This is a genomic window from Flavisolibacter tropicus (genome assembly GCF_001644645.1).
GTDB classification, from domain to species: domain Bacteria; phylum Bacteroidota; class Bacteroidia; order Chitinophagales; family Chitinophagaceae; genus Flavisolibacter; species Flavisolibacter tropicus.
Window position 1 is genome coordinate 4,402,136 of sequence record NZ_CP011390.1, and the last position, 18,956, is coordinate 4,421,091.

Annotated in this window: 11 protein-coding genes; 7 read left to right on the top strand and 4 right to left on the bottom strand. The window is 39.7% G+C overall.

All coding sequences use genetic code 11. The features are described from left to right. Positions 1-172: 172 nt before the first annotated feature. On the bottom strand, positions 173-847 hold the full coding sequence (locus SY85_RS18820) for a hypothetical protein (protein WP_066406491.1): 675 nt from the start codon (positions 845-847) through the stop codon (positions 173-175). A 402-nt stretch (positions 848-1,249) separates the two neighbouring features. Here SY85_RS18820 and SY85_RS18825 point away from each other — a divergent pair, with 402 nt between their 5' ends. The 4 genes from SY85_RS18825 to SY85_RS18840 all read left to right on the top strand — a co-directional run bounded on the left by SY85_RS18825 (position 1,250) and on the right by SY85_RS18840 (position 11,278). After that, on the top strand, positions 1,250-4,354 hold the full coding sequence (locus SY85_RS18825) for a SusC/RagA family TonB-linked outer membrane protein (RefSeq protein WP_158513003.1): 3,105 nt from the start codon (positions 1,250-1,252) through the stop codon (positions 4,352-4,354). Positions 4,355-4,451: 97 nt separating this feature from the next. Beyond that, positions 4,452-5,930 carry a RagB/SusD family nutrient uptake outer membrane protein gene (locus tag SY85_RS18830; RefSeq protein ID WP_158513004.1) on the top strand — a complete coding sequence of 493 codons (1,479 nt, stop codon included), beginning with the start codon at positions 4,452-4,454 and terminating at the stop codon, positions 5,928-5,930. Between the two features lie 633 nt (positions 5,931-6,563). Further along, complete coding sequence (locus tag SY85_RS18835; protein WP_066406494.1) at positions 6,564-9,785, top strand: SusC/RagA family TonB-linked outer membrane protein; 3,222 nt, start codon at positions 6,564-6,566, stop codon at positions 9,783-9,785. A 23-nt stretch (positions 9,786-9,808) separates the two neighbouring features. Continuing rightward, positions 9,809-11,278, top strand: coding sequence for a RagB/SusD family nutrient uptake outer membrane protein (locus tag SY85_RS18840; RefSeq protein WP_066406496.1), 1,470 nt, complete (start codon positions 9,809-9,811; stop codon positions 11,276-11,278). 75 nt (positions 11,279-11,353) lie between these two features. On the opposite strand, the gene SY85_RS18845 is transcribed toward SY85_RS18840, so the two are convergent. The 3 genes from SY85_RS18845 to alaS all read right to left on the bottom strand — a co-directional run bounded on the left by SY85_RS18845 (position 11,354) and on the right by alaS (position 16,328). Continuing rightward, positions 11,354-12,532, bottom strand: a complete 1,179-nt coding sequence (locus tag SY85_RS18845; protein ID WP_066406498.1) for a TlpA disulfide reductase family protein — start codon at positions 12,530-12,532, stop codon at positions 11,354-11,356. Between the two features lie 122 nt (positions 12,533-12,654). Then, positions 12,655-13,614, bottom strand: coding sequence for a PDZ domain-containing protein (locus SY85_RS18850; protein WP_066406499.1), 960 nt, complete (start codon positions 13,612-13,614; stop codon positions 12,655-12,657). A gap of 95 nt (positions 13,615-13,709) precedes the next feature. Beyond that, complete coding sequence (alaS, locus tag SY85_RS18855; RefSeq protein WP_082886597.1) at positions 13,710-16,328, bottom strand: alanine--tRNA ligase; 2,619 nt, start codon at positions 16,326-16,328, stop codon at positions 13,710-13,712. A 203-nt stretch (positions 16,329-16,531) separates the two neighbouring features. Here alaS and SY85_RS18860 point away from each other — a divergent pair, with 203 nt between their 5' ends. The 3 genes from SY85_RS18860 to SY85_RS18870 all read left to right on the top strand — a co-directional run bounded on the left by SY85_RS18860 (position 16,532) and on the right by SY85_RS18870 (position 18,881). Continuing rightward, the gene (locus SY85_RS18860; RefSeq protein ID WP_066406500.1) at positions 16,532-17,503 is read left to right on the top strand and encodes a M23 family metallopeptidase; all 972 of its coding nucleotides are present in this window, start codon (positions 16,532-16,534) and stop codon (positions 17,501-17,503) included. A 199-nt stretch (positions 17,504-17,702) separates the two neighbouring features. Continuing rightward, on the top strand, positions 17,703-18,206 hold the full coding sequence (locus SY85_RS25190; protein ID WP_082886599.1) for a MerR family transcriptional regulator: 504 nt from the start codon (positions 17,703-17,705) through the stop codon (positions 18,204-18,206). Positions 18,207-18,368: 162 nt separating this feature from the next. After that, positions 18,369-18,881, top strand: coding sequence for a thioredoxin family protein (locus tag SY85_RS18870; RefSeq protein WP_066406501.1), 513 nt, complete (start codon positions 18,369-18,371; stop codon positions 18,879-18,881). The last annotated feature ends 75 nt before the right edge of the window (positions 18,882-18,956 follow it).

Here is an 18,956-nt window from a genome sequence, read left to right on the forward strand (position 1 = left end):
TTAATAAAAGCCCGCTGGTTTTCCAGCGGGCTTTTGTTTTTATGTAAGTAGTAAGGTTGATTAAAAAGTGGAAAAACTTAATTGATAGTATAATTCCCTTGTTTGAAAAATAGTTTTAAAGTAAAAAAACAAAACAGTAAGAAGGATGTTGTTTAACAAACCTGTTCTATTGTTATGAATTGTTTAGTGAATTAGCGTAAAGGAATAGTTTTTTAAGATCGTTTTCAACAGAAAGGTCAAGCGCATTGGAGTTGATAAAAGTCTCGATCTCAGGCTTAAACTTGGGGAAATACTTTAGAAAATTCTTTTTAGTTGCAGGAACAACGTTGTTATTAGCGTCCATAATAAAGTAACTTATTTCAAAAGTACCGTAAGTTCCTTCATTGGGATTTAACTTGATGCTGGCTTTATCTGCAGGTGTGTAATTATTAATATTTATAGCAGCAGAACCGGAAACGTTTTCACCATATGCACCGCGTTGTTTTTGGGATTCTGAAGATCTTTTTTGTTTTGAAGCAAGTTTAAGGTTATTATAGGTTTCAACAATTTTTAAATAGCCCTTGTCGTAATAAAAAGAATCACTTCCAATAATGACAACTTGAAGGGTTCCTTCATTGGCTAAAGCTAGCGTATCTCCTTTTGTATTAATGAAATGTATTTCTTCTAAAGCGAGATTGTAATTAAGCCGGGCTTCTGTTGTCTGACCTGTTTTGAAGAAAACTTTACCACTTATAAATTGAGAATAATAATAAAAGTTAGCCGCAACTTGTCCTGCATGGGAGCTAGATTGGCAAAAGGCAAACTGGTGAAAAGTCAAAAAAGCAAAAAGGATAAACGATTTTCTCATAATTAGTAATTGGTTGTCTAAAATACTATTAAATAGTGCGTACGTATTATTTTATGTATAACCTTCTTATTGATAACTACATTTTGCTCTTTCTGGCCTACTCTCTATGCTCCTTATGATTTTTACTAATTGAATAACAGTAACATAGGAACGTTTAATTCTGATGTATTTGAGATGCATATAAATAATTATGCATATTTGTTATAGTTAATAAACCACCTATTAAATAATATGAGCATTAAAAATTATTTAATTTTTTTTCACAAATCCATATATTCGTGCAGCACATCTGTACCAAATGTGGTCTATTTCCCTCCTAACCTACCTTACCACCGAATTTTGAAAGACCGTTTCATAAAATTTTAATTGAGAAAGCTTTAATTTTTAAAAACAAGTATGCAAATGAGAAAAGCGCTTATGCTTATGCTGGGCCTGTTTGTGTTATGTACACAACTCCTAGCGCAAACCCGGACGATCTCAGGCCGGGTTACAGATGAAACAGGAAATGCTGTTTTTTCTGCATCCGTTCTTGCAAAAGGGACACGGGTGGGTACAACAACAAATAACAATGGTAATTTTACATTGTCAATTCCTGCAAATACCAAGGCTCTTGTTATTTCTGGTGTAGGCTTTGCCGAACAAGAAGTAGCTGTTGGTAGCCAAAACACAATTTCTGTGAGCTTAAAAAGCCAGGCTTCTGGCCTAGAAGCTGTCGTGGTAACTGGATATACCCGCGAAAAGAAGTCAAACTTCGCTGGTGCGTCAACTGTAATCGGAGCAAAGGCTGTTGATGCAACGCCAGTAGGTTCTTTTGACCAGGCTTTACAAGGTCGTGCACCTGGTTTATTGGTAAACTCTGGCTCTGGTCAACCTGGTACAAGTGCACAAATCACTATTAGAGGTGTACAATCAATCCAAGGTGCTGGTGCTCAACCATTATATGTAATTGATGGTGTGCCTTTGCCTTCATCTGATATGCAAACAATCAACCCTAATGACTTTGAGTCTATTACTGTATTAAAAGACGCAAGTGCTGCAGCTTTATATGGTGCTCGTGGCGGTACTGGGGTAATTGTAATCACTACTAAAAAAGGACGTGCGGGTGCGACAAATTTCTCATTCCGTAGTCAGTATGGCCTTACGCAGGCACCTGATTTCTCTCGTCTGAATATGATGAATTCTTCAGAGATTTTACAATATGAAGAAATGTTGGGTGTTGCCGGTGCAACTACTAATACACCAGGTTGGGTATATTCAAGAAAAAACCCAGCTAACGCTAGTGCTTCCGCGGCTACATTAGCTCGTTATGACTTTATGTTAGATAGCTTAAGAGGTATAAACTCAAACTGGAGTGATCTCTTGTATCGTCAAGGTGTATCAAAAACATATGAGTTGAATATGAGTGGTGGTACAGATAAAACAAAGTATTATCTGTCTGCTGGTATGTTTGATCAGCAAGGTATTGACAAAGGTGCTGCATTAAAAAGATATACTACACGTTTTAATCTTGAACATTCAGTTAATAGATTAACCGTTCAGTTGAATGCTGCTGCAGGTTATTCTAAGACAAATTATTCTGAAGGTGAATGGTTAGGAAATAGCGCAAGAAGTCCATTCCAGATGACCTACCGCGCAAAGCCTTACGAAAACCCATATAAGGCAGACGGTTCATTGAACTATGGCACTAGCACTACATTGGCTTTAAAGCAAGTGGCTAACTTATTAGAAGGTATTGAGAACACTGTTTATACTCAAAACCAAATTAAAGTTAACTCTGGCTTGACATTGTCTTATAAAGTGGTGCCTTCTTTAACATTACGTAATACATTAGGTATTGATGCGTCCAGCAACGTTTACCAACACTGGATCAATCCAGGTTCTTTCTACGGTGCTGGTTCTACATACAATGCTGGTGAAGACCGCGAAGCTTACTCTTTATCAAGCCAATTAATCAATACATCAAGTGCTATCTTCAGCAAGAAGTTTGGGGCTCATGAAGTAGAAACTGGTGCTTTCTTTGAAGTTGTAAGAGCTCACCAAAAAGGTTTAGGCTTCCTGTTGTATAAGTTAGATCCACGCTTGGGAGCTACTGGACAAAATGCCGGTGCTCTTCCTGTAACTGGTACTACCGCTGCTCAATCTGCTTCTTCTGCCAGCACTGGTTATGGTATTCGTTCCTATTTTGCAAATGCTAGATATACTTACAATAATAAGTATACACTAACTGCAAATATTAGACGTGATGGTACTTCAAGAATTGTAAACTTAGACAACCGCGAAATCACTACCTGGTCTGCTGGTGCAATTTGGAATGCTATACAAGAAGGCTTCATGAAGGATCAAAACATCCTTTCTGATTTAAGAGTTAGAGCTTCTTATGGTATTGTTCCTAATATTGGTAGTATTCCTACTTCTAGCTATTCTATTAGTGGTGGTGTTATTGGTGTAACTAACTACCAAGGACCTCAGGTTCCTTCTTTCGGTACAGGTAACTCTCAATACGCTGGATCAACTGTAACTGGTCAAGGTCCAACAACACCGGGTAATCCTGATTTAAAAATTGAAAGAATTAAAAAAGCAAACCTTGGTGTTGACTTTGCATTGTGGAGAAACAGAGCTCGCTTTACAGTAGATGCCTATAACAACAAAACGATCGACCTCTTTGTAAATAACCCACTTCCTGCAACATCTGGTTTTGCTAGCATGAATATCAATGCCGGTATAATGACCAATAAAGGATTTGAGTTTTCTGCAGTAGTAGACGTAGTGAAACAAAATGACCTGAACGTAGCTATTGGTATCAACCACTCTATCAATAAAAACAATATTGAAGACTTAGGTGCAGTAAATGAGTACTTCTCTGGTACATTCTTGATCAAAGAAGGTCTTCCTTATGGTTCTCACTATACCTATCATTACCTGGGTGCTGATCCTACTACTGGTAAGCCTCAATTTGAAACGCTTGATGGTAAAACGACAACCGATGCTGCACAAGCGGGTCAGTTTGCCAAGTTTGGAACATATTTACCTAAGCACGTTGGAGGATTTAATGCTGAAATCCGTTACAAAAGATTTAGCATTGATGCATTGTTCTCTTATCAGTTTGATGTAGTAAGAAGCAATAACACAAGAAACTGGATCACTCGTGGTACAGCTGGTTATCATGCTTCTGTAAATGCATCTAAAGAGATGTTAACTAACCAGTGGATGAAACCAGGTGACCAAGCTTACTTCCCTTCTCCACTTTATGACAAAGGTTTCACTTCTTCTGATTTGGAAGATGCGAAGTTCTTACGCTTCAGAAACTTAAATGTGGCTTACCAGATTCCAGAAATCAAGGTTAAGGGAACTACAATCCTGAAGTCAGCTCGTTTTTATATCCAAGGTCAAAACTTGGCTATCTGGAGTCCATGGACTGGTCTTGATCCAGAAGACAATAATAATATCAGCTTGAACGAGTATCCAAATCCAAAAATGTTTGTAACTGGTATTGATATTAATTTCTAATTAAAAAACTATTTCATCAATAGTGCGTTATCTGTATTGCAAGTGCAAATGAAATAATAACGCACTATTGATTGACAAAATGGTAAAAACAAACAAAATGAAACATTACAAGATATTATTTTCATCAATGCTCGTTCTTGCATTAGCTTCTTGTAAGAAGGTGATTGATGTAAAAGAAACTGACTTCGTTGGGGGAGATATAGCCTTAAAGACGGTTGAGAATAACGAACAAGGGGTAGTGGGTGCCTATTCATTATTAGGTAATGAGCAAGCTATCTTACTTAATGCAACGTTTGCTGATGAAGTGAAACGTGGCGAATTTTATAATGCCGGTACTACACACGAGTGGCAGTATACTTCGACTGACATTGGCTTGAGAGATAATTTTACTGCATTAAATATTTTCTATCGCGCTATCGACCGTGTAAACAGAGTGTTGCAGGCGTTACCAAAATCCGATTCTACTCGTACTGGCGATAATAAACTGCGTGATCAATTAAAAGGAGAAGCGTTATTTATTCGTGCATTCAGCCATTTTGAACTATATCGTTTTTATAGTGGTGCTTCTGATCCTAATGCCTTAGCAATGGTTTATATGGAAGAACCTTCTATTAAATCTACTACCCGTATTGCAGTAGGGCCTTATTTTGACAAGTTAAAGGCAGATTTAACCGCTGCTAAAGCGTTACTTCCTTCTGCTGCGTCTACTGAAGCACAAACTTTACGTGCCAATAAATTAGCTGTAGCTGGCTTACAGGCTCGCATTGCCTTGTATCTGAAACAGTGGGATGATGCCATTACTTACAGCACTGAATACATCAATGCTCTTCCTTTGGCTTCTAAAACAGAGTTCCCTGACATCTGGACTGATGCAAAAGTGACAGAAGTAGCTTTCAAACTTAAGAGATCAGCTACTTCTTTAGGATACTTGCGTTTTGATGCCGGTACAACTGCAACTACAAGATTGGGTTCTTTATTTAGAGCGACTTCAACATCTGCTACAAGTATTGGTAGTGTTACCTGGGTAGTATCTGATAAACTTTGGAGCAGTTTTGATCAAACTAACGATATCCGCTTTGCTTCTTACTTGAAAGACGAATCAGTTTTAAGCAGCGCAAGCCCTGCTCGTCCTTCTCATATCGTTAAAAAATATGCTGGTGGCGCTTATGGTACTGCTACAGAAAATTTGGTCGATGCTAAAATTTTCAGAACAGGTGAAATGTATTTGATTCGTGCTGAAGCAAAAGCTGAGAAAAACGACTTAGCTGGTGCTGCTGCTGATTTGAATGCTATAAGAGCAGCTCGTATTACTGGCTATGTTACTGGAGTTTTTGCATCTAAAGACGCATTAATTACAGCAATCATGGACGAGCGTTTCAAAGAATTGGCATTTGAAGGTCATCGTTTCTGGGATTTAAGAAGAAGAAGCTTACCGGTTGTACGCTTAGCTTCCGATGCTCCTGCCGCTTCTGCAACTACACTTCCTGGAGGAAACTTCCGCTTTGTATTACCAATTCCAAATGCAGAAGTACAAGCTAATCCTACTATCCAACAAAATACTGGATATACCAATTAATCAATTAGCTTTTTGATATAATAGAAAAGGCCTCTTTAAAAAGAGGCCTTTTCTATTATATCAAAACTTATATCCTAATCATCTCTTTTAATTCCTTGGTTTCTAAGCATAGAAATATACTGCTGTAACATTAAATATTTCTCATGGTGATAAAAAAGGGAGTTAATTTCTCTAGATGAATTGAATGCAAATCCAAATATGGCACAAAACCCTTTTTTAGGTTGGAAGTGTTATTTTAAAACAAAAGAGCCGCTGAAATCAGCGGCTCTTTTGTTTTAAAATAAGAACATGGCTTTCTATTCGAAGGTTTATTTATGGATGTTAATTCTTTTAAGTGTATCCGCTGGCATCTTATTGCAATAAAGTTGGGCTTTTCGATAACGTGGTATATAAAACGAAAAATAATAGCTTATGCATTGGGTTTAGACGTTGATATATGCCGTTCCAACGGAAGATATGGCCATTCTAAAAGATATTAATTTATATTTTAAAACATCAAATATATTCATGCAGCAAAATGATTAGGGTCAATGTCTTTAACCTAACCCTCTACTGTATCCGAATACCAAGAAATAAGGAAGTATATTCCTTCCAGACCAAGTGAATTCTATTTATTAATAAAACCAAATGCAAATGAGAAAACTGTTATTGCTCATGGGCTTTGTGCTTATGCTTGGAACGGCATGGGCGCAGCGCCAAATTACCGGTAAGGTTTCCGACGATAAAGGAAATCCGGCCCCCAATGTATCTGTACAAGTAAAAGGGTCAAAGGTAGGAACCGTTACTGGGAGTGATGGTTCGTTCACATTAACTGTTCCAGCTGATGCAAAGACATTAGTAATCTCTTCCATCGGATTTTCTACACAAGAACTATCCGTAAACGACCGATCCAATTTTGCACTTACACTACAAAAAGAAGATCAGAGTATGTCTGAAGTAGTGGTTGTGGCTTATGGAACTGCTAAGAAAGGCGCTGTAACTAACTCTGTTGCACAAGTAACAGCTAAAGAGTTGGAAAACCGTCCGGTTACGAACGTTATTAGTGCATTGTCAGGTGTAGCACCTGGTGTAACGACGAACTCTAGCAATGGCCAACCTGGCTCATCCCCTGCGGTTAGGATTAGAGGTTTTGGTTCTTTAAACGCTTCAAGTTCTCCATTATATGTAGTAGATGGCGTACCTTATGATTATGATATCAGCAATATTAATGTAGATGATATTGAAAATGTATCAGTATTAAAAGACGCTGCTTCTTCAGCACTTTATGGTGCACGTGCTGCAAATGGCGTTATTCAGATCACAACAAAAAAAGGAAAGAAAGACCGTACTCAAATTTCTGCTAATGTATCGCAGGGATTTGTATCTCGTGCTATTGAAGAATATGAGCGCGTAGGTGCTATGGACTATTATCCATTGATGTGGGAGGCATATAGAAATAGCCTGGTCTATCCAACTTCAGGTGCGGCTATTCCTGTTGCAGACGCAAGCCGTTTAGCTTCAGGATTATACCCAAGAAATACTGCAGGTAATCAGATTTATGGTACACGAACTTTTTCTGATATCAGTCAGTTATTAGCCTATAATCCGTTCAATGTAGCAAGAACAGAAATTGTGCGTCCTGATGGTACATTGAATCCAAACGCGAAATTATTATATGCCGATGATTTGGATTGGTTGCAGGAAATTCAGAGAACAGGTTCTCGTGGAGACTATACGGTAAGTGTAAGTGGTGGCGCACCTAAAAGCGACTACTATTTGTCTCTTGGATATACGAATGAAAAAGGATATGTAGAAAACTCTGATTACAAACGGTATTCTTCAAGACTGAATATGAACACCCAACCTTTAGGCTGGTTGAAATTAGGCTTGAATATAGCAGGTATCGTTACTAAAGCAAACCAAGGTGCAGATGATGGAAGCAGCACTGGCTTAGTAAATCCATTTTATACAAACCGTATCATAGGACCAATCTATCCGGTATATGCACATGATCAAACAACTGGTGCATATATCCTGGACGAGAAGGGAAATAGAATATACGATTTAGGCAGTATGGCTAATTTAGGTTTGCCGAACCGTCCTACCATTGGCGGTCGTCATGCTATCTATGAAACATTGTTAAATGAAAACATCCTACAGCGTAATGCTTTGAACAACCGACTTTCTGCTGAAGTAAGCTTTTTGAGAAACTTTAAGTTTACTACTAATGTAAGTGCTGATATCAGCAATAGTCTACGTTCTCAATTTGAAAATAAGATTGTAGGTGATGGTGCGCCTAGTGGTAGAGCTAGAAGAAATACCTCAGATAACCTTACATTGACAATCAACCAATTGTTGAACTTCAATAAAACTTTTGGTAGACATACTGTTGAAGCATTAATTGGCCACGAAAACTATGATGCAACCTACAAATCAGTAACAACGCTGCGTACCGGCCAAATTGTTGATGGTATTACCGAGTTATCCAATTTTACAACTACTGCTACTCTTGCATCAAACAAGGACAGATACAAGATTGAAAGTTATTTATCAAGAGCTAACTATAGCTTAGATAATAAATACTTCCTTTCTGCTTCATTACGTCGCGATGGTTCTTCGCGCTTTCATCCAGATAACAGATGGGGTAATTTCTGGTCAGTAAGTGGTGCATGGCGTATTGACCAAGAAGCCTTTATGAGCAACCTTTCTTGGCTTAGTGCACTTAAGTTGAGAGCTTCTTATGGCCAAGTAGGTAATGATGATATTTTGGATGCAAATGGAAATAGCATCTATTATGCATACCAGTCATTCTATAATGTAGGGCAGAATAACAATACAGAACCTGGTGCAGCACAGTCTACAACCTCCGCAAATCCTGCGTTGAAATGGGAAAAGAATAACTCATTTGATGTGGCTCTAGATTTCGGATTATTAAAAAACAGAATAAACGGTTCCGTTGAGTATTTTGATAGACGCTCCGATAACCTATTATTCAGAGTACCTCCTCCAGTTTCATCTGGTACCCTTTCTGATCCTCAGAATGCTGGTTCTATGTACAATAAAGGAATTGAAGTGAGTGTGAATGGTGATGTGATAAGAAAGCATGATTTCAATTGGAATCTCGGTGTAAACTGGACCACTTTTGAAAATAAGATCACCAAAATGCCACAGACTGAAGTGATAACAGGTACACAGAAATGGATGGTTGGGCAATCTCGTTATGATTTCTGGTTGAGAGATTGGTATGGTGTAAACCCTGCCGATGGAGCTGCCTTGTTTGTTGCTAATGCAAACGTTCCTGCTAATTCCTTTATTATAAAAGAAGGTGGCAAAGACGTACTGGTAACCACTGATCAGAATAACGCAGCTTACCATTATGCAGGTAGTGCGATTCCTGACTTCTATGGTTCAATAATCAACTCATTGAACTATAAAGGCTTTGGTCTTTCTTTCCAATTGAATTATCAAGTGGGTGGTAAAGTATATGATGCTGCATATGCTCAATTAATGCATTCTGGTAGCTATGGTGTAGCTATGCATACAGACATCACAAAACGCTGGCAGAAAGCTGGAGATATTACCGATGTTCCTCGCTTGGATGCCGGTAGAAATACAACGTTTGGTGTAGCTTCTGATAGATGGCTTGTTGATGCTTCTTATTTGAATGTTCAAAACGTAACATTCCATTATACCTTACCAAAGGGTCTTTTATCTAAAGCACATTTACAAAATACCCGAGTATATGTAAGTGGAGAAAACCTTTATATGTTTACAAAGAGACAAGGTCTGAATCCAACGCAAAACTTTACTGGACAAACGTCAAATGTTTACGTTCCTTCTCGTGTGATCACAGCTGGAATTAACCTGTCACTTTAATTTAAATTACTTATCAAACGAGTATGAAAAAGTTTAAGCTTATACATTTTATGATATTGGGAGCAGCCGTAGGCTTTAGCTCCTGTAAAAAAGACTACCTAAATACAGCGCCAACTGGGCAGGTAGCAGATGAGTCATTGTTTTCAACAACTACCAACTCAATGATTGCTTTAAATGGTCTGCATCGCATCATGTGGAACCAATACTTCAATCAGGATGAGGCTGGACACGGCTCTATGATGATAAACGTTGATAATCTTGGGGAAGACTTGATTAATAACTCAACATCAACAACGACCTTTTTTCAGGCATTGTATCGTTGGGATGCTCACCGTAATGCTAACAGTAGCCAAGCTTATTTTGCCTATTACTTTTACTACCGCATTATTGCCAATGCGAATATGCTAATTAATAATATTGATAAAGCATCAGGACCTGATAGCGAGAAGAAGATTATTAAGGGCGAAGCTTTGGCTTATCGTGCATGGGCACATTTTAATTTAGTGCAGCTTTTTGGTAAGCGTTATGACGCTGCTACTAAACCTAATAATCAGTTAGGTGTACCTTTATTGCTGACAAATACAACTACAGGTCAACCACGTGCTACTGTAGAAGAAGTGTATGCACAAATCAATAAAGATTTGGATGATGCTATCACAAACTTAACTGGTTATACAAGAACATTTAAGTCACATTTTAATGTAAATGTTGTAAAGGGTATCAAGGCACGTGTAGCTTTAACGCAACAGGATTGGACAAACGCTGCCAAGTTTGCTGCAGAAGCCAGAACAGGCTTTTCTTTAATGAACGAAACACAATACCTTGCTGGATTTAGTGATGCTACTAACCCAGAGTGGATGTGGGGTAGCATAATTCCTACCGACCAAGGTACTTTCTTCTACTCTTACTTTGCATACATGTCATCTAACTTTAGTTCTAATGCTACAAGAACTAATCCACGCTCTATTAATTCTAAATTATACAATGCCATCACTGCAACCGACTTCCGTAAGCAGTTATGGACTCCTGCTGGTGTTACACCTCCTGCAAGTGGTACAAAGTACCCTTATACAAGTGTAAAGTATAAAGTAAAAGATGTTAATGTAAGTGTTGGAGACGTTGTATATATGCGTGTAGCAGAAATGTACTTGATTGAAGCAGAAGCAAATGCCCGAGCTGGTAAAGCTACTGAAGCTCAGAATGCTTTATTTACATTAGTTAAAAGCAGAGATGCAGCTTATGTAAAGTCTACCAATACAGGAGATGCCTTAATTACAGAGATCATGCAACAACGTAGAATTGAACTTTGGGGTGAAGGTTTCCGTTTCTTCGACTTAAAACGTACAAATAGTGCATTAGATAGAACAGGAGCAAACCATAATACCACCGTTGCAGTAACATTAAACGTTCCTGCCGGAGATAAAAAGTGGGAGTGGTTAATTCCTCAAGATGAAATGAATGCCAACCCTGCTATGGTACAAAATCCTCTTTAAGAGAGGAGTGATATTCTTAAATAAAAAAGAGCCGCTGATCATCAGCGGCTCTTTTTTATTTAAGAATGTTAGAAGCTATTTTACTACTTCTGCTAACTTCTGCACTAATTCTTCTCCTCTCAGATTCTCCGCAATTACAATACCGTTTGGATCTAGCAACACATTAAAAGGTATGCCTTCAATATTATACATTGGCACTACCATGCTATCCCAATACTTCAAGTCACTTACATGTGTCCATGTTAAGTCGTCGTTTTTAATAGCGCTTGTCCAGGCATTCTTTTCCTTATCTAAAGAAACACCAAGCACCGTAAAGTTCTTGTTCTTAAACTGTTGGTAGGCGCGCACCACGTTAGGATTCTCCATGCGGCAAGGCTTGCACCAACTAGCCCAGAAATCTACTAACACGTATTTGCCTTTAAAAGAGGAAAGTGAAACAGGAGTACCATTAACATCAGACAAAGTAAAATCGGGCGCTGGTTTATTTAAAAGACTTCCACCAGCGGCTACTGCCGATTGCTGTGCCTGGCTTTGTTGCATAGTGTTACGTATGCTAGCTAAGCCAGTGTGTGTTGGAAACTTGCTTGCTGTTTTGTTGATAACATCTGCAGTTTGAGCAGGAGAGAAGGGCTCCAGGCCTAAGCCAGCGTTTGAAGCGTAGCTTTGATAAGATCCCAACACAAATACTGAAAGTGAGGGGCTATTGCTCTTATTTAAAACATCATCTACAAAGTTCTTATAGGCGGTAACAGCAGCTTTCTTTTGTGCACCAGCTACATTTATAATACTATCGGCATTCTTTTGGTGACTTAAACTATCCAGTTGTACACTCATTGAATAAATTGAAGACAACTGCGTGTTACTCTTACTGATAAAGTCTACAAGTGCTTGGCTGGCTGGAGAACCATTTACAGCATAAGGTTGCTGTACGTTCGCTACATCTGCTGTGACAGTAACTGTTGAAGCGTCGTTGATAACGGTGGCTACAGGATTTACCTGTTGTGTTAGTCGTAAAACATACAGGTTTTCTTCTTTGGCATTGGTTTGAAGCGTAAAGCTGCCATCTTTCCCAATTTTAGCCGAATCCACAATTATAGGTTGCATACTGCCAATTGAAGCCTCTTCAAGGAAGATAACATCAGCATGCGCATTTTTGATAGTTCCCTTTACAGTAAAATTATCGCCGCTTTTTTCACTACACCCTATAAAAAGGACAACACTAAATAGGCCAAGCCATTTATTCGGATTATGCATCGAAAATGATTTTATAAAAGTTTAAGTTCAGCAAAAATAGCCTATTTGCCTGCAGCCAATTTCTTAAAATACAAAAGCCGGATAGACATCCGGCTTTGCATGCACAATATATAATAGAGAAACTATAGATCAGCGGTTTTTAACTTACGTGGGATTTTAACTTCAATAGTTTGAGGTTTGCCATTACGCAATATTTTAAAGGTGTAAGAGAACTGTTGGCTGCTGCGCGAAACCTCTCTGCGTAATTCGTCAGTGCCTTCAATTTCATTTTCTCCTACATGAGTAATAATATCACCCTCTTTGATGCCTGCTTTAGCGGCTGCACTTTCGTCATCAACCTCTAATACTTTTACACCTTTACCATCTTCAGTGTCTTGTACAGACAGTCCTAATTTTGGACGTCCACCATATACATAGGCATTGCCTCTGTACTGTGTTACTGGCGGCATTGGTACACGGGGGGCTGTTATGGCTCTAATATTTACGCCCTTCCATTTGCTTAATTCTGCTGTTGTTGTTTTTTCTTTACCGTCTCTTAAATAAGTGATTTTTACTTTATCGCCTGGTTTATGGGCTTGAACAGCTTTCGTTACATCTTCTGTACCTTCTATCTTCTTGTCATCAATCTTGGTTATGATATCACCTTCTTTTAATCCGGCTTTTTCTGCTGCACTTTCTTTACTAACAGTAGATATTTCAGCTCCTTTATCATTTTCATCTGTAACTACACCAAGCATAGCACGATTGGAGTCTTCTGATAAAAGTGAAAATGCGTTGGTATCAAATTGCATATTCCAAACGTCTGGAGATGGGCTGAGGTTGGTATAATCTTTATATCGGTGAACATTTACCGATACATCATTATTACCCTTAGCTTCCTTTCCGTTAATGGTTACTTTGTCTCCAGTAATCTCAATAACGGTTTTCTCATTCACATCACCTGAGCGATTGATAACGATGGTTTGTCTTTCTTTATCGCTCTTATCTTTATCACTCTTGTCTTTCTCTTTCTGAGCAAATGCCGGTACGGTAACTAAGGCGATGCCCATCATCACGAATCCTTTAATAAAATATTGATTCATAAGCTCAAATTTTTCTACGTTTAATTTCGTAGATCAAATATAGAAAGGTTTTCTGTATTACGAAAACTTTCGCAATTGTTAATTTGTTGAGCGGATTATAACAGCCCTTTTACGGCTTCAATTACTTGATGAAGGGCAGAAGCGTCTTGTCCACCGGCAGTTGCCAGGGTTTTTTGACCACCGCCGCCACCTTTAATCAGGGGAGCTACTTGTTTTTTAATGATTTGTCCTGCATCCAAGCCCATTTCTGCTGCTTTTGCTTCATCAAATAGCAGAACTATGCTGGCCTTGCCTTCTATATTAGCCACCAGAACAATTATATAATCAGTTAAACGGGGCTTTAACTCAAAGGCCAGTTTTTTCAAAGCATCTGCATTGCTCACTTCTACTACTTCGCCTATAAAGTTTACGCCACCAACTTCCTGTACGCGATTTAATAACGTATCACGAAGTGTTTGAAGAGCTGCCAGTTCAAAGCGCTCTAATTGCTTTCTTAAGGTAGTTGTTTCTTCGTTCAACCCTTGTATAGCTTTTACCAGGTCTTTAGGGTTCTTTAATGCCTCCTTAGCTGTAGCTAACTGCGTTAGCTGATCATTTATATATTGTTCGGCTGCTGCTCCACAAATGGCTTCTACGCGGCGTACACCAGCAGCTACAGCACCCTCTGAAGTAATTTTGAAAAAGCCAAGCTCTCCTGTTGCACCTACGTGAGTACCACCACATAATTCAATAGAGTAGGAAGGATCCATAGTAACTACACGAACGGTATCGCTATACTTCTCTCCAAATAAGGCCATAGCACCCATAGCAACAGCTTCGTCTTTCGACATTTGCTTAATGACTACAGGAATATTCTCACGGATTTTTTCATTAACGATCTTTTCAACTTCAGCCAGTTCTTCTGTTGTCACTTTGGAGAAATGCGAGAAGTCGAAGCGCAAATAATCAGCATTCACCAGTGAGCCTTTCTGAGCCACATGGGTGCCTAATACTTTACGTAAAGCAGCATGCAATAAGTGCGTAGCGCTATGGTGCAAAGCAGTGCGTTTCCTCTTGTCAGCATCTACGTGCGCTGTTACTTCACCATTAAGATCGGCGGGTAGCTTTTCTGCGAAGTGTATAATCAGGTCGTTCTCCTTCTTGGTATCAACAATATTGATAGTGGTACCATTTACAATTAGTTGGCCGGTATCACCTACCTGGCCACCACTTTCTGCATAGAAAGGCGTTTTGTCTAACACCAGCTGGTAGGCCTCTTTGCCTTTTGCCTTTACTTTACGATAACGCAGTACTTTGGCTTTCGCTTCCAAACTGTCATAGCCTACAAACTGTGAATTGCTGGCATCTTCATTTACAACTACCCAATCTTCTGTATCAGTAGCTGTGGCCGCACGGCTACGTTCTTTCTGCTGCTGCATTTCTTTGTTGAACGCTTCTTCATCAATGGTCAATTCTCTTTCAGCAGCGATCAGGCGAGTAAGGTCAAAAGGGAAACCATAAGTATCATACAATTCAAAAGCGTCTTTGCCGGCGATACTTCCTTTGGCCTGGCCGATTATATCTTCAATGCGTTTCAAGCCCTTTTCTAAAGTGCGTAAGAAGGCTTCTTCCTCTTCCCGAATCACTTTGGTTACAAACTGTTGCTGCTGGTGCAGTTCAGGGAATACATTTTCAAACTGGGCTGCTAAAGCAGGAACTAGCTGAAACAACAAAGGTTGCTGGTAGTTCAGGTAAGAATAATAATAACGTACCGCTCTTCTTAAAATACGGCGAATTACATAACCGGCACCTGTATTGGATGGCAGCTGCCCATCAGCTATGGTAAAGGAGATGGCGCGGATATGATCAGCAATTACACGAAACGCTACATCGCTTTTATTATCCGTTTTGCCATAGCCTTGGCCACTAATGCTTTCTATTTTTTCGATAAGGCCTGTAAAGACATCTGTATCGTAGTTGGAATTTTTGTTTTGCAATACACGTACTAAACGCTCAAAGCCCATACCTGTATCAACGTGTTTGGCTGGCAGCGGTTGCAGGCTGCCGTCTTTCAGGCGGTTAAACTGTATGAATACGTTGTTCCAGATCTCAATTACTTCCGGGTGGTCTGCATTTACTAATGTTCTGCCATCCACTTTTTGCCTTTCTTCATCGGGACGTGTATCTACGTGAATTTCGGTACAAGGTCCACAGGGGCCTGTATCTCCCATCTCCCAAAAATTATCTTTTTTGTTGCCAAGCAGAATACGGTCTTCTGCTATCCACTTTTTCCATTCAGCAGCTGCCTCTTCATCTTTAGGAAGACCTTCTTTAGCATCACCTTCGAATACGGTTACATACAGGCGGTCAACTGGTATTTGAAATACCTTGGTCAGTAATTCCCAACTCCACTCAATAGCTTCTTTCTTGAAGTAATCGCCAAAGCTCCAATTGCCCAGCATTTCAAACATGGTATGGTGGTAATGGTCTACACCTACTTCTTCAAGGTCGTTATGCTTACCGCTTACGCGCAAACACTTCTGAGTGTCGGCAATGCGCGGATTCGGTGCTATTTTGTTGCCCAGGAAGTAGTCCTTGAACTGGTTCATGCCCGCATTGGTAAACATTAGGGTAGGGTCGTTCTTTACAACAATAGGTGCTGAAGGCACGATCAGGTGCTGTTTGGAGCGGAAAAACTCTAAAAACTGAGAGCGGATGGCTGCACTGGTCAACATAGCTTTATCTGATTGGTTTTCTCGTAATCGATATATTTGCTTTCCCCGCTAAGCGGAGGCTGGCAAAGGTAACGATTAGTAAATCGTGAAACGTGAATTGGAAAAGGTGAAAAAGGCCTAATTCGCCAGATAATAGAACGGGAAGAATATCGTTAAACGTTAATCCATTACGCCCTTTTGAATACGGATGAAGAACCGCCACCATGAAAAAAATCAAATACTACTATAATACTCATACACTGCGTTATGAAAAGCTGATTACCCCCTTGCGGGTGAAGCTCCTGCGCATTTTTGCCTTCATAGCTACAGCGTTGGTTACTTCTGCTCTGATTTCCTATTTCGCTTTTCAGTTTGTTGGTTCTCCAACAGAAAAGCTGATTAGGTCTGATAATGAGCGGATGAAGTACCAATACCAGGACCTTAGTAAGGAAATAGATGAGCTGCAGCAGCAAATGAAGGAACTGGAAAAGCGCGATAATGACGTATATCGTACCATTTTTGAAGCGGCTCCCATTCCTGATACAGCCCGTGCTAATGCCTTAGAAAGAGAAAAGGAGATTACCAAAGTGGAAAATATGCGTGACAATGAACTGGTACGCTCTATTTATGGTTCCCTCAATAACCTGACCAGCCGCATTACTGCTCAGAAGAAATCGTATGACGAACTAGCGGTATTAGTAAAGAATAAAGAAAAATTACTTAGCGCAACCCCTGCTATTCAGCCAGTGAGTAACAAGGATCTGAACCGTATTGCTTCAGGCTTCGGTTATCGTATAGACCCTATTTATAAAACGCCTAAGCTGCATGCGGGTCTTGACTTCTCGGCGCCGCAGGGCACCCCTATTTACGCCACTGCTAATGGCACGGTAAAGCTGGCCACCTATAGTGACGCTGGTTATGGTAATCATGTCATTATTGATCATGGGTATGGATACGAGACCCTGTATGGTCATATGGTGCGGGTGAAAGCGCGTAGCGGACAAAGAGTAACGCGCGGAGAGGTGATTGGTTATGTGGGTTCAACAGGTAAATCTACAGGCCCGCACTGCCACTACGAGGTGCATAAGAATGGCCAAAAGCTCGATCCCGTTTACTTTTTCTATAACGACCTTAGCCCTCAACAGTTTGATGCCTTATTAAAGAGAGCACAGGCATCGAACCAGAGTTTTGATTAACCCCCTGTCCCCCTAAAGGGGAGACTTAGATCAATGTTTCCTTCTCTATAAAATCCATTCATTAAGATACTAGTACAAATAAGAACGCCTCCCATTAGGAGGCGTTCTTATTATGGTTTGCTTATAAAGATAAAAGCATAATAAAAAGTCTGCTAGACCTAAGTCTCCCCTTTAGGGGGACAGGGGGTATCTTTGCTCCATGGCTAAGGGACCACTACCACAAATACTGTTTGATTTCTCTGACGAAAATGAAACTACAGGAGAACAAGAATTCCTGTCAGGTAGGCCTATCCCTGTACCTATAGAAAAGCCAAAAGGAAAGCGCGGACGCAAATCATTAAAAGCCTTGGAAGAAGAGGCCGACCTGGTAAATGTACCCCCTGATGAAGAGCTGTTTCAGAAGCAATACTATGCCATTGGGGAGGTGGCGCAAATGTTCAATGTAAAAGGCTCCTTGCTGCGTTTCTGGGAAAAGGAATTCGATCTTACATTACGGAAGAACCGTAAAGGCGACCGCTTTTTTACACCTAAGGACGTAAAGAACATTCAATTGATCCATGACTTGGTACGTCGCCGAAAGTTTACGATAGAAGGCGCTAAAGACTATATCAAAAGTGGAAAGCAGGCAGAAGCAAAGTATGAAATGATTCAATCGCTTCAACGCATGCGGAATTTCTTACTAGAGTTAAAAGCGAACCTGTAATACGTTTAAAGGTTAATGTCTAAGGTTTGAAGTTCCTTATATTACTAAAGACATTACAGTTTTCAACAACCTTAAACTTTAGACTTGAAACCTGAAACCTTTAACATATTCCCTCCATTCTGATTGTGCCTACATGTTAACTTTGAAAACAACAGTTTCCTTATGCAAAAATTAGTCACCCTATTTATAGCCAGTTTTTTTGCTGTAGCGGCGTGGTCGCAAACCGCAGAAGTATCTAAAGATGCCAGCGGAAATAAAGTGCTCAAGGGCTTTATAACGCAGCAACAGTTGGTTACCGATTCTTCTTTTCAGTGGTTTTTAAACAACCAGAAAGGATATACACCCTATTCGACCGCATTGGAAGCTTTTAAAAACGCCAAAGACAGCATTCACATCTTAGCCTTCGGTGGCACATGGTGTGATGATACTAAACTCATTCTGCCTAAGATATTTGCGTTAGCAGATGCCGCCGGATTTTCACAAGATCATATCACGTTGTTGGGTGTAGATCACAATAAAAAAACGATCAATCACTTATCTGAAGCCTTTAATGTAGACCATGTGCCTACGTTTATTGTTTTAAAGAATGGTAAAGAGATTGGCCGTGTGGTTGAGTGGGGCAAATACGGTATGGTGGATAAAGAGCTTGGTGAGATCATTAGCGGGAAGAAATAGCGTAAGGATCGTGAAACGTCAAACCTGAAAGAGAGCTGCAAGCTACACGCTGCAAGCAGTCCCCTCCCGACCTCC